The organism is Corallococcus sp. CA053C, assembly GCF_003611675.1.
Classification (GTDB): Bacteria; Myxococcota; Myxococcia; order Myxococcales; family Myxococcaceae; genus Corallococcus.
This window is the reverse complement of the sequence record NZ_RAWA01000015.1, coordinates 46317-58697: the sequence shown is the minus strand read 5'-3', so window position 1 is coordinate 58697 and position 12381 is coordinate 46317. Positions and strand designations below refer to the sequence as shown.

The following is a 12381-nucleotide window of genomic DNA, read 5'->3' as shown; positions in this document are numbered from 1 at the left end:
TACGCGTCGCGTGGGCTCGGAGATGGGTATAAGAGACAGGGCGTGAAGATGGCGGACAAGAGGCTCTGGATCCTGGTGGCCAACGCGAGTCGCGCCCGACTCTTCGCCACGGACGCGGCGAAGGCGGAGAAGTGGGACCTCATCGAACAGTTCCAACATGACGATAGCCGGACCAAGTCGACTGTTCTCTACAACCAGCCGGACAACCCCAACGCGGGCACGCTGCACGGCCCGGTGGCGGAGAACGAGCCCAACGGACGCCGCGAGTTGGAGCACGAGCGCTTCGCCCGGGAGCTGTCCGCGCACCTGGACAAGGGCGTGGACACGCACACCTTCGATCAGCTCGTCATCGCCGCCCCGCCCTCCTTCCTGGGCAAGCTGCGCGGCCTGCTGAGCACGCGCGTGAAGCAGCGGGTGCGTCTGGACCTGGACGCGGACTACTCGAACCTGTCGGCGAGGGATCTGCCTGACCGGGTGCCCCTGTTGTAGGCAGACGGCCGGCCGAGGGGTAAGTGGCCTGGGTTCTGGTATAGGACCTGGGTTACCTCTCTTCGCGCCTGACGTGACATGCCTTCTTTCTTCTTGCGGTCCCTGACGCTGCGTGGGCGGCTGCTGCTCTACATGACCCTGGTGTCGTGCGTGCCATTGCTGGCGCTCACCGGGTTGCAGGACTCGCTGATGCGGCGGCAGACGGAGGCGCAGATCGACTCCTCGCTGCGCATGGAGGCCGAAGGCTTCAAGGACCTGCTCGAGTCCACCCTGGCCGAGCGCGAGTCGAGCGCGAACAGCTGGGCGGAGGACCCGGTGTTGCGGGCCGCGCTGCGCACGAAGGACGCGGCCGCCAGCGACGCGATGCTGGCGCTCTTGCAGCGGCGCTACCTCACGCTCAACGGCATCGTGCTCTTCACCGACGACGGCGTGGCGGTCTCCGCGAGCACGCCCGCGCTGCGGGATGCGTACGCGGGAAGCGCGGCCCAGGTGCGCGCGGCGGCGTGGTTCCGCGAGGCCCAGGCCGGCCGCACCACGGCGGAGGGCGTGGACGTGGAAGACCCCATCTTCAGCGTGCACGTGCTGCCGCTGGCGGTGCCGGTGCTGGATGAAGGTGGCAAGCGCCTGGGCGTGCTGCTGGCCGCGTTCGACTGGGGACAGCTGGATGAGCTGGTGAAGCCCGCGCTCGCCCGGGCCGAGCAGCGCGGCCACCACAGCTTCTCCCTGGAGCTGGTGGGCGCGAACGGCAAGACGCTCTTCGACACGCGCAAGGACGCGCACGACGACATCGGCCGGGTGGTGGTGGCGGCGGTGAACAGCGCCGACGTGCACGACGTGGGCGACGGGTGGAAGGTCCTGGGACAGCTGGATCCCGCGGACGCGTACGCGCCCCTCAACCAGATGCGCCGGCTGGTGCTGGGGCTCGCGGCCCTGTTCGTGGCGGCGGTGGGCGTGGGCTCGTGGATCCTCGCGCGCGGCATCACCCGCCCCCTGCGCGCGCTGAGCGAGGTGGTCCGCCGCGTGGTGAAGGAGGGCGACCTCACGCAGGTGATGCAGATCAAGGTGGGCGGGGACGAGGTGGGCGAGCTGACGGAGGCCTTCTCGCAGATGATGAAGAACCTGCACGAGACGGCCACCAGCCTGCACCAGGGCACGCGCGTGCTCAGTGAGACGGTGGCGGAGCTCAACCTCGCGTCCGAGGTGCAGGAGCGCAACGTGGCCCGGCAGGCCGCGGCGCTCCAGGAGACGCAGGTCACCGCGCAGGAGATCAAGCAGACGTCGCTGCTGGCCGCGGAGAAGGCGGACACCGTGCTGGGCGTGGCCGCCCGGGCGGAAGAGGTGGGCCGCGCGGGCGAGGGCGCCATCCGCGACAGCCTGGACGGCTTCCAGGGCCTGCACGAACAGTCCGGTGAGATGGCCATGCGCATCGTGCAGCTCAACGAGCGCACGCAGCAGATTGGCGGCATCACCCAGACGGTGAAGGACCTGGCGGATCAGTCCAACATGCTCGCGCTCAACGCGGCCATCGAAGCGGTGCGCTCCGGCGAGCACGGCAAGGGCTTCAGCGTGGTGGCGCGGGAGATCCGCAACCTGGCGGATCAATCCATCCAGGCCACGGAGAAGGTGCGCGACGTCCTGGGGGACCTGGGCCACGCCATCATCTCCACCGCGAAGATGACCGAGCAGAGCCACGCGAGCGTCGCGGAGGGGCTGGATCAGGTGCGCACGAGCGGCGAGCACCTGCGGGAGCTGGCCACCATCGTCCAGGACAACGCCGCGGCGGCGCGGCAGATCGCCGGCGCGGTGAGCCAGCAGAACGCGGGCATCGCGCAGATCTTCAGCGCGGTGACGGAGATGTCCTCGATGATGAGCGAGACCCAGGCCAGCCTGAAGTCCACCACCGGCGCCGCGCGGCGGCTGCAGGAAGTGGCGGGCCGGATGGAAGGCGTCGCGCGGGCGTACCGCATCTAGCCCCCTGACGGAAAAGGAGTCCGCCGTGGCCGCTGTCCCCGCCGTGAAGGCCCTGCTGCTGGACCTGGGCAACGTGCTGGTGTTCCACGACAACGCGCTGCTCTTCGCGCGGCTCGCGGCCCGGGCGGGGCTTGCCCCGCAGGAGGCGGCCCGGCGGCTCACCGGCGCCGGGTGGACGGCGGCGAACCGGGGGCTGCTGGACGCGGAGGGCATCCGCCGGGACGTGTGCGGCGCGCTGGGCGTGGACCTGCCGATGGAGGAGTTCGCGCCCCTGTGGAGCAGCCACTTCACGGTGCACCACGCGGTGCTGCCGCGCGTGGAGGGGCTCGTGGGCCGGGTGAAGCTGGTGCTGGTGTCCAACACCAACGCGCTGCACGTGGCGTACGTGAAGCCCCTGCTGCCGCTGCTCCAGCGCTTCGACGCGCTGGTGCTGAGCTGCGAGGTGGGCGCGGTGAAGCCGGAGCCGGCCCTCTACCGGATCGCGCTGGAGAAGGCGGGCTGCGCGCCGGACGAGGCCGCCTTCTTCGACGACCTGCCCGAGTTCGTGGACGCGGCCCGGGCCCTGGGCCTGCGCGGGTTCGTCTTCACGGACGCGCCCGCGTTCGACGCGCAGCTGAAGTCGCTGGGCCTGTGAGGCGGTGAGGCCGTGAGCCTGGCGCTGGCCTAGCGGTAGCGGGCCAGGGGCGGCTCGCCCGCGGCGGCCTCGGTCCACTGGCGCATCGCGGGCAGCCCGAGCACCGCGTCGCGGTACGCGGTGAGTTCCGGACGGAACGGGACGCCGTAGGTGACGAAGCGGGTGATGACCGGCGCGTAGAACGCGTCCGCGATGGTGAAGGCGCCGAAGAGGAACGGGCCCTGCTTGCCATGGCGCTCGCGGCAGCCGGCCCACAGCGCCTGCACGCGCGCGATGTCCGCGTGCACGCCCGGCGCGTCCCCGCCCGGCACCGTCTTGCGCGCGGTGATGTCCATGGGCAGGTGCGTGCGCAGGGCCTGGAAGCCCGAGTGCATCTCCGACGTCACCGAGCGCGCCATCGCGCGTGTCGCGCGGTCCTGGGGCCACAGGCGCGCGTCGGGGAACGCCTCCGCCAGGTACTCGCAGATGGACAGCGAGTCCCATACCACCGTGTCACCGTGCTTGAGCACCGGCACCCGGCCGCTGGGCGAGTGCATGGCGATGAGCGCCGCCGTCTCCGGCGTGTCCAGCGGAACGAGCACCTCGCGGAACGGCTGGCCGGTGTGGGCCAGGGCCAGGTAGGGGCGCAGCGACCACGAGGAGAAGTTCTTGGAACCAACGACCAGGGTGAGTTCGGACATGGCGCGGCACCTTACCGCCGCGCGCCCGTCCGTCAGGCCCTAACCGCCCAGGGGCACGCGCCGACGGCCCAGGAGTGAACGCACGCGAGACATGAGCGCGCCCTCCGCGCGGGGCTCCACCGGCGTGTCGATGCGGAACACCGCCACCGGCAGCCGGATGTTCTTCAGCTCGTTGCGGCCCAGCCGCACCGGGGGCGCCTGGAGGCATCCCGCCACCTGCGCGGCCACCGTCTCGCTGACGTACACGGTGCCCGGGCGCGCCAGGGATTCGATGCGGGCCGCCAGGTTGACGCCCTCGCCGAACACGTCGCCGTCGCGGTGCACCACGAGGCCCAGGTGCGCGCCGGCACGCACGGACATGCGCCTGTCCGACGGCGCCATCCGGTTGCGCGCGTCCACGGCGGCGCGCCACTCCAGCGCGAACGACACCGCGGGCAGCCCCGCCTCGAACTCCAGCAGGAAGCCACCCTCCTCCAACTGCTTCACCTCGCGCCCACCATGGCGCGGCAGCAGATCCCGCACGAGCCGTCCATGCTCCTCGTGCAGGTCTTGTTGTAGCGACTCATCCCGCCAGCGTTGACCTGCGGGGGCCTCCATGTCCGTGAACATGATGGCCGACATCTTCCGGGGCTCCGGGGCCTCCACCACCATCGTGCATCCTCCCTCCCCCCGGCGCAGACGAACGCGATGCTACTGCACGACGGGCCCTGGCTCCCAACCCGGTCGGGAACCTGCCCGGACGGGGACGCCCCGGGGGACGCAACCGTGCGAAGTCAGAGGCGGACACCCTGTCCGCGCCCCCAACGTAGTGCTCCGCTGACGCAATGCACCAAGCACCCAGGGCATCCTGGTCCGTGCGTGTCAGGCACCCGACGCGCTGCGGTGGGAGACGTTGGCTGCGAGTCAGGAGCCTCAGCGATCCGCGCTGGACGCAGGGTCGCTGAGGCTCGATGCCGCCCTACTGGACGGCGCGGAGACCCGGCTGCTCTCCCGCTGCGTCGCTCAGCTCCATCAGGAGCCGATCCCCTTCGGTCTCGTCGATGGGAACGAAGCGGCCGAGGTCCGCCCGGTAGGCGTGAACCTGTGCCGCCCCGATGTCGAACCACCAGCCGTGCAGCCGCAGCGTTCCCGCCGCGAGCCGGTCCCGCACGATGGGGTAGGTCTTCAAGTGCTCGAGCTGCTCGAGGACGTTCAGCTGGGAGAGGCGATCCGCCTCGGGCAGCCCCACGCCCACCTGGGTGTTCTCCCGCAACGCCTTGAGCGAGGGCGTTCCGTGCGCGAGCCACTGCTCGAGGTTCGGTGCGCCGTCCACGACGCCTCCGGCCAGGATGGCCTTCATCGCGCCGCAGCTCGAGTGGCCGCAGACCACGACGTCCTCGATGGGCAGGAAGCCCAGGGAGAACTCGATCGCCGCCGCCTCCGAGCGATCCGCCTGTCCGTTGCGCACGGCGGGCGGAACGAGGTTGCCCACGTTGCGCACGGTGAAGAGGTCACCGGGGTCCGTGGAGACGAGCAGGTTGGGCACCACGCGGCTGTCCGAGCAGCTGATGAAGAGGCAGTCAGGGGATTGCCCCTTCGCGAGCCTCGCGAAGGTCGTCCGGTACGAGGGCAGGGTGTGACGCTGGAAATCGAGCAGACCTCTGATGAGCTTCTTCACTGAGCACCTCCGGAAGCGAGAGACGAAGCGTGATGAACAGGGGACGAAGGGGGTAGCGCCACGGCAGGCTCCACGGCGGGGGCCGCACGCGCGTCACGCCGCTTCCAGACGTCCTCGAGCGGCTCCATGATCACGGTGCCGCCCGTCTTGCGATGCGTGTCGGCCCAGCTCTCCAGCGCCTCGAAGCCGGAGTGGTCGAGCGTGTTCACCGCCACGTCCACCTCCACCTTGGAGCCCGAGGGAATCTGCGCGAGCGCCGTCGACAGCTTCGGCACCCCGACGAACGTCAGCGCTCCGCTGATGCAGACCTGGTGAACGTCATTGGCGACCTGGCGCTCCACGCGCACCTGGCCGAGCTGCCACAGGAGCCGGAGGATGGCCGCGCCGAGTCCCAGACCGATGCCCGCGAGCAGGTTGATGCCCACGACGCCCGCCACGGTGATGAGGTACACGGGCAGCTCGCCCCGGTGCCGCAGCTCCCGGATGTGGGCGAGGTTCACGAGCTTCAGGCCCACGTGCACGAGCAGGCCGGCGAGCACCGTCAGGGGCACGTAGGACGCGAGGCTCCCCAGCAGCGTCACGAAGGCGAGCATCCACACCGCATGAAGCACCGCCGACCAGCGCGTCTTCGCGCCGGCGTTGATGTTCGCCGCGCTGCGCACGATGACGCCGGTGATGGGCAGACCGCCGACCAGACCGGAGACGGTGTTCGCCACGCCCTGCGCGAGCAGCTCGCGATCAAGGTTCGCCCGCGCCCCCGTGTGGAGCTTGTCGGTCGCCACCGCGCTCAACAGCGATTCGGCGCTCGCCACGAGGGCGAGGGACAGCACGGCCACGAAGAAGGCACCCCACGCCGCCCCTTCAGGAAGGGCGGGCAGCTTGATGGCCGACAGCGCATCCGCCGCCAGCTGCACCCGTGCCACGTTCGCATTCAACACCGCCGCGACCGCGGTTCCGCCCACGACCGCCACCAGCGGACCCGGGACCTTCTTCAGCCGCCCGTTCGGCAGGAACTGCCACGCGATGAGGATGCCCAGCGTGAGCAGCCCCAGCAGCGTGGCCGGTCCATGAAGGTCCATCACCTGCCCGGGCAGCTCCCGCAGGTTGTTCCAGGCATTGCTCTGCGGAGAGCCGCCGAGAACGATGTGGACCTGCCCCAGCACGATGAGGATGCCGATGCCCGCGAGCATTCCGTGGATCACGGCCGGCGAGATGGCCAGCGCCGAACGCGCCACCTTCAGCGCGCCGAGCGCCACCTGCACGAGACCCGCCGCGGCCACCGCCGCGCACGTCACGGCGAAGCCCAGCTGCTGGATGAAGCCAAACACCATCACCGCGAGGCCCGCCGCGGGGCCGCTCACGAGCAGCGGCACGCCGCCCATCAGGCCCACCACGAAGCCGCCCACGACGCCAGCGATGAGTCCCGCCATGATGGGCGCTCCGGAGGCGAGCGCGATGCCCATGCAGAGGGGCAGCGCCACCAGGAACACCACCAGCGAAGCCGGCAAATCCGAGGCGAGGATCTCCTTGAACGAGGGCCTCGCCTCCGCAGCTTTTCCAACCGAAGTCATTGCTTGAACTCCCCTGTCATCGGCCGAACCCGTACAGGGGCTCGACGTGACAGGAGGGGCTAGGCAATCGTCGTGCCACCCGATCCCGGGCCTTTCCCGGCGGGGGCGTGACGCATGAGGACCCGGGGATGAAAGAAACTTGAAGCCCGCGGCTCAGCCGATGAAAGACTTTTTAAGTCCTTCACTCCGAGGGTGGGTTCTCCTCGAGGCGGCGGAGGAAGGTCGGATAGGACAGGCCCAGTGCGCGGGCCGCCTCCATGCGCCTGCCGCCAAGCTGCTCGAGCACGTGCCGGACATAGAGTCGATCCACTTCCTCGAGCGGCCTCGGTGGGCCTGACACGGAGAAGGCGTTGGGGTCGACCGAGGGGGGTGTGCCGCCCCCCTTGGCGAGGGACGGCAGCTCGAGCACAGGCCCGCCTTCGAGCACGAGCGCTCGCTCGAGCACGTTGCGCAGCTCGCGCACATTGCCGGGGAAGGGATAGCTCAGCAGGCGCTCCTCCGCGGCGGGAGAGAAGGGCACCGGGCGCCGGCCGAGCTCCGAGCAGAGCTCCAGCACGAGCGCGCGTGCGAGTGGCAGCACATCCTCGCGGCGCTCGCGCAAGGGGGGCACGTCCACCCGGAACACGCTGAGCCGGAAGAGGAGGTCCTCGCGAAAGCGCCCGGCGGCGACCTCCGCTTCGAGGTCCTTGTTGGTGGCTGCCACGATGCGGGCGGTGCTCGTGAGCTCCGTCGTGCCACCGAGTCGTCGGAAGGCCCCCTTGTCCAGGAACGTGAGCAGCTTGGCCTGGAGCGCGAGCGGCAGCTCACCCACCTCGTCGAGGAAGAGGAGCCCATCGCTCGCGAGCTCCACGAGCCCGCGCCTGGCTGTCTTCGCATCCGTGAAGGCGCCGCGCTCGTGTCCGAAGAGCTCGCTCTCCATCATCGTGTCCGGAAGCGCGGCGCAGTTGATCTGCACGAAGGCCCCCTGCTTCTGGCGCAGGGCATAGAGGTGGCGGGCGAGCACCGCCTTCCCGGTGCCTGTCTCCCCGAGCAGCAGGACGGGACTGCGCGGAGTGGTGGCGATCCGCGCCAGCATCTGGAGGGTTTGCTGCATCGCTGGCGAGCGAGGCTCCGCCATCCGATGCCGTCCTTCGAGGACGCTCTCGGCCTGTCGCAGCCGTTCCTGCAGCTGGAGGTCGCTTGCCGCGCGGCGCGCGCGCATCACCAGGTCGTCAATCTCGACGGGTTTGCTCAGGTAGTCACGAGCACCCGCCCGGATGGCTTCGACAGCGCTCTCGATATCGCCGTGCGCGGTCACCATCAGCACGACCGTCGCCGGAAGCTGGGCACGCAGCTCGGGCAGGAACACGAGCCCATCTCCGTCCGGCAGCCTCCGGTCCAGCACGACGAGATCCGGCGCCTCGGCGGCGAGCGCGACGCGGGTCTCGTGCAGCGAGCGCGCGACCCGGACGCGAAAACCTTCCTGGCTCAGCATGGACGCCGCGAGCGAGGAGAAGGTCCTGTCGTCATCGACGAGCAGCAGGGAGGTGCTCATGACGCCATTTTCTCGAGTGGAAGGCGAACCGTGAAGCGGCTGCCTCCGGGCACGCGGGTGTAGGAGACGCTTCCCCCATCATGCGCACGGATGGCCGTGCGCACCATCGGCAGCCCCAGCCCGATCCCCTTCGACCGCCCCACCGCGAAGGGCTCCCAGAGCCGCGGCTCGAAGGCCGGGGGCACTCCTCCCGCGTTGTCCTCCACGACGAGCACCACCTCCGCGGCTTCGCGAAGGAGCCGGACCTCGACGCGAGGCGTGGGCTGCTGGCCTACATCATGGGCGACGGCGCCGGCTTCGACGGCGTTGCGCATGAGATTGTCGACCGCGGAGACCAGCAGCGTCGGGTCCCCCTTCACGAAGAGCCCCTCCTGCAGCGTGGTCTCGATGGCGACATCCGCGGCTTCCGGCAGGAGCCTCACGGCTTGAAGCGCGTCCTGGACGAGCAGGTGCATCTCGCAGCTGCGCCGCTGCATGGAATGGGGGGAAGCAAAGCCCAGCAATGAACGGGCAAGGTGGCCGAGCCGGTCCGCCTGGGAACGCAGCGCCTGGACGGGCAAGGTCGTCTCCCCCCCTTTCGCGCGAATCATGCTGAGCGCGGCCTGCATGCTGTTGAGCGCGTTCTTCACCTCATGGGCGATGAGCGAAGAGGCCGTGCCGAGCGCCGCCATCGTCTCCTGGCGCCGCAACTGCTCTTCGGCGGCCACCAGCGAACGGTAGGAGCGACGCAGGAGCACCGTGAAGAGCAGGAGCACTCCGCCAAGCAGCGCGGTGTGAAAGCCGAGCTGGCCGAGGTAGCGGCGCTTGAGCATCTCGCGATCCCGCGCCTCGTCATCGAGCACGGCGAGCAGCATGTCGGTTCCGGGAACGAGCGCCGCCGCGCCGAGCAGCCGAGTGCCTCCGAGCGTGATGGCCGCGGGAGCGTCCACCAGCGGGCGGAGGCGTGTGGCGAGCTCCGGCTGGCGCAGCAGTGGCGGGGGCGTTGCTGGGAGGAGGAGCCGACCGCGCTCGCCGAGCAGGGCGACCACGGACTCGTCCGTCCCGCGAGGGGTCGTCGGTAGCAGCTCGTTCGCCGTCGCGAGCTCGCCCACGAGGAGGCCCACGACACGCGCGTCGCGCACGATGGGGACCGCGACCGCGACGAGCCCTCCACCTTCCTCGTCCAGCAGTCCGACCGAAGGCACCCGCTCTTCCACCATCCGCCGGAACCACGGGCGCGCGGCGAGCGGTGTGCGCCCGAGCGGCATGTCCGCCGGGTCGCTCCACATGCGCTGGCCGTCCGCTGCCACCAGCGCGACTCCCGCCGAGAAGAGCGACGTGTGGCTGAAGGCATTCTCGAGGAGCGCCACCTCGGGTCCCGTGGCGCCATCCTCGGGTCTGAGCGACGGGTGCTCCGCCAGCCGTTGCAGCTCCGAGCGCAGCAGTCCGATATGCGCGCCCAGTGCCTGGGCCTGGAGGCCCGCGCGGTCCGACAGGTGGTCGAGGAGCTCGCCCTCCGCCGTCTTCACGTCCTCCTGGTAGGCCACGAAGGGGCTCACCAGGGCGGCGCCCCAGAGCAGCATCAGGCTGACGACGGCGGACCGGCCCGCTTTTCTCTGCGCGCGAAGAAGCTCGCCCGGTGGGGGCACGAGAGAGGGCAGCGAGGGATGGGCCGGGGGCGACGACATGCGCCCATCATCAACACATTTCGCCCCGCACGGGTGGAGGAGGACCTGCGGCTGTCCCCCTCCACCGCCTGCGCGTGTTCGTCAGCGGCCCGGGGCCACGGGCGCCTGCTGCGCGCCCTTCAGCTCGTTGACCACGCGGGTGGCGCCGTACACGTGCTCCAGCGCGGCGAGGATGCCGTCACCGTGCACCGCGACCGCGCGGTTGGACTCAGGGACGTAGGCGTAGCGGCCGCCCAGCGATGGCAGGTTGCCGTCGAAGATGAGGCCCACCACCTGCCCGTCGCGGTTCACCACCGGCGAGCCGGAGTTGCCGCCGATGATGTCGTTGGTCGTCGCCATGTCGAGCGGCGTCTCGTCCGGCACCTTCCCCTTCGCCTTCACCCACGGGTCGGGCAGCTTGAAGGGCTCCTTGCCGGTGTCGCGCCCGTACGCGCCGCCGAACGTGGTCAGCGCGGGCACGGGCTTGCCGTTGTCGTCCCAGCCCTTCACCTGGCCGTAGTTGAGCCGCAGCGTGAAGGTCGCATCCGGCGCGCCGGACGTGCCGTTGACCGCGAGGTACGCCTTGGCGAGCCGCTCACCGTTGCGCTTGAGCACCGCCTCCACCGTGTCCTCGTACTGCTTGCGCGACGCGCGCGTCTCCGCGTCCACCTTGCGCGCCAGGAGGATCATCGGATCCTTCGAGGCCTCCACCGCGGCCTTGCCGCCCTCCAAGAGCGCCTTGCGCACGTTCACGTCGCCCAGCTTCGTGCCGCGCACCAGCGAGCGCGCGAGGTCCGCCGGCGCCTCCTTGCCCAGCACCAGCCGCACGAACGCGTCATCCGCGCCCAGCGTCTCGCGCAGCTTGTTGAAGCCGAACGTCATCCCCAGCGTCTCCAGCTCCGCGGGGATGGGCGCCTCGCGCAGGAGCTGCTGGCGCAGGGCGGGGAGCTGGCCGTCGGTGTACTCGCGCAGGCGCTCCGCGTTGGGCTTGGGCAATTCCTCCGCCGCGCGCACCAGCTGCTGCGCGTGGGTGAACAGCTCCGAGCGGAACGCGTCCCCCGCCCCCTTCATCCGGTAGTCGTCCATCGTCCGGCGCCACGTATCCAGCGCCTTCGCCGTCTCCTCCCACATGCCCTGGGTGGAGGCCTTCGCCTGGGGGTTCGCGTCGATGCGCTTCTTCAGCTCCGCCTCTTCCTGACGCTTGCGCGCGAGCAGCGCGGGATCCGCCAGGGCCTGCTGCCGGCCCTTGAGGGACTTGAGGCCATTCTCCACGCCGCGCAGGCGCGAGCGCGCCAGCCGGTAGCGGTCCGGCGAACCGCTGGCGTACTCGCGCAGCATCCCGCGCATCTCCGCCAGCGACAGCAGGGTGTTGGGCAGGGCCACGTCGCGCTGGAACTCCAGCTCCGCCACGGTGCTCTTGCGCTCGGTGCCGCCGGGGTGGCCGGAGACGAAGACGAGGTCACCCTCCTTCACGCCCTCCTTGGCCCACGGCAGGTAGTGCGGGCTCTTGGCCGGGGCGTCGCCCTCCCACACGCGCACGAAGGACACGTCGTAGCCGTAGCGCGGGAAGTTGAAGTTGTCCGCGTCCCCGCCGAAGGCGGCCATGGAGAACTCGGGCGCGAAGACGAGCCGCACGTCCTGGAAGCGGCGGTACTTGTAGAGCTGGTACTTGCCGCCGTTGTAGAGCGTCACCACGTCGCACCGCACGTCAGTGCCGGTGGCGCACGCGGCCTCCACGGCGGCCGTCTCCTTCTTGAGCGCGGTGTTGAACGCGGCGCCGGTGAGCCCCTTCGTCGCCGTGTTCATCCGCGCGGTGACGTCCGTCATCTCCACCAGCTGGTTGGCTTCAATCTTGGGACAGCGCCGCTCCTCCTTCGCCGTCCTTGCCTGGAAGCCCTTCGCGAGCAGGTCGTCCTTCGCGGTGGTCAGGTCCTCGATGCAGCTGCGCACGCAGTGGTGGTTCGTCATCACCAGGCCGTCCGGCGACACGAAGCTCGCGGAGCACCCGCCCGCGAGCCGCACCGAGCCCAGGCGCACCTTGTCCAGCCAGGCCTGGTCCGGCGCGAAGCCGTAGGCCTTCTTCACCGCGTCGGCGGGAAAGGCGTCATAGGTCCACATGCCCTCTTCGGCGGAGGCGGGGAGGGACAGCAGCAGGCCGAGCGCGAGCAGTCTGCGGTGCACGGGGAGTCTTCCTTGGGC

Annotated in this window: 10 protein-coding genes; 3 read left to right on the top strand and 7 right to left on the bottom strand. The window is 70.4% G+C overall.

All coding sequences use genetic code 11. From position 1 onward, the window contains the following. The 3 genes from D7V97_RS03655 to D7V97_RS03645 form a co-directional block, all read left to right on the top strand. On the top strand, nt 1-489 hold a 489-nt coding region (locus tag D7V97_RS03655; protein WP_233582495.1), incomplete at its 5' end, for a host attachment protein. A gap of 78 nt (nt 490-567) precedes the next feature. After that, complete coding sequence (locus tag D7V97_RS03650) at nt 568-2460, top strand: methyl-accepting chemotaxis protein (protein ID WP_120609181.1); 1893 nt, start codon at nt 568-570, stop codon at nt 2458-2460. 25 nt (nt 2461-2485) lie between these two features. Next, nucleotides 2486-3094, top strand: a complete 609-nt coding sequence (locus tag D7V97_RS03645; protein WP_120609180.1) for an HAD family hydrolase — start codon at nt 2486-2488, stop codon at nt 3092-3094. A 29-nt stretch (nt 3095-3123) separates the two neighbouring features. On the opposite strand, the gene D7V97_RS03640 is transcribed toward D7V97_RS03645, so the two are convergent. The 7 genes from D7V97_RS03640 to D7V97_RS03610 form a co-directional block, all read right to left on the bottom strand. Beyond that, nucleotides 3124-3774, bottom strand: coding sequence for a glutathione S-transferase family protein (locus tag D7V97_RS03640; protein WP_120609179.1), 651 nt, complete (start codon nt 3772-3774; stop codon nt 3124-3126). A 39-nt stretch (nt 3775-3813) separates the two neighbouring features. Then, on the bottom strand, nt 3814-4425 hold the full coding sequence (locus D7V97_RS03635; protein ID WP_120609178.1) for an adenylate/guanylate cyclase domain-containing protein: 612 nt from the start codon (nt 4423-4425) through the stop codon (nt 3814-3816). 307 nt (nt 4426-4732) lie between these two features. Further along, entirely contained in the window at nt 4733-5431 is a 699-nt protein-coding gene (locus D7V97_RS03630) for a carbonic anhydrase (protein WP_120609177.1), read from the bottom strand. After that, nucleotides 5428-7002, bottom strand: a complete 1575-nt coding sequence (locus D7V97_RS03625; protein ID WP_120609176.1) for a SulP family inorganic anion transporter — start codon at nt 7000-7002, stop codon at nt 5428-5430. Before D7V97_RS03625 ends, D7V97_RS03630 begins: the two co-directional genes overlap by 4 nt. Before the next feature lie 181 nt (nt 7003-7183). Beyond that, nucleotides 7184-8536 (bottom strand): sigma-54 dependent transcriptional regulator, encoded by a 1353-nt coding sequence (locus D7V97_RS03620; protein WP_120609175.1) that lies wholly within the window; start codon nt 8534-8536, stop codon nt 7184-7186. Beyond that, nucleotides 8533-10203 (bottom strand): sensor histidine kinase, encoded by a 1671-nt coding sequence (locus D7V97_RS03615; RefSeq protein WP_120609174.1) that lies wholly within the window; start codon nt 10201-10203, stop codon nt 8533-8535. Before D7V97_RS03615 ends, D7V97_RS03620 begins: the two co-directional genes overlap by 4 nt. Nucleotides 10204-10284: 81 nt before the next feature. Beyond that, complete coding sequence (locus D7V97_RS03610; RefSeq protein WP_120609173.1) at nt 10285-12363, bottom strand: S46 family peptidase; 2079 nt, start codon at nt 12361-12363, stop codon at nt 10285-10287. Nucleotides 12364-12381 lie beyond the last annotated feature (18 nt).

Coding starts and splice junctions, on each gene's coding strand:
- D7V97_RS03635 (WP_120609178.1), bottom strand. CDS start 4,425: ATGGTGGTGGAGGCCCCGGAGCCCCGGAAGATGTCGGCCATCATGTTC.
- D7V97_RS03640 (WP_120609179.1), bottom strand. CDS start 3,774: ATGTCCGAACTCACCCTGGTCGTTGGTTCCAAGAACTTCTCCTCGTGG.
- D7V97_RS03650 (WP_120609181.1), top strand. CDS start 568: ATGCCTTCTTTCTTCTTGCGGTCCCTGACGCTGCGTGGGCGGCTGCTG.
- D7V97_RS03625 (WP_120609176.1), bottom strand. CDS start 7,002: ATGACTTCGGTTGGAAAAGCTGCGGAGGCGAGGCCCTCGTTCAAGGAG.
- D7V97_RS03620 (WP_120609175.1), bottom strand. CDS start 8,536: ATGAGCACCTCCCTGCTGCTCGTCGATGACGACAGGACCTTCTCCTCG.
- D7V97_RS03615 (WP_120609174.1), bottom strand. CDS start 10,203: ATGTCGTCGCCCCCGGCCCATCCCTCGCTGCCCTCTCTCGTGCCCCCA.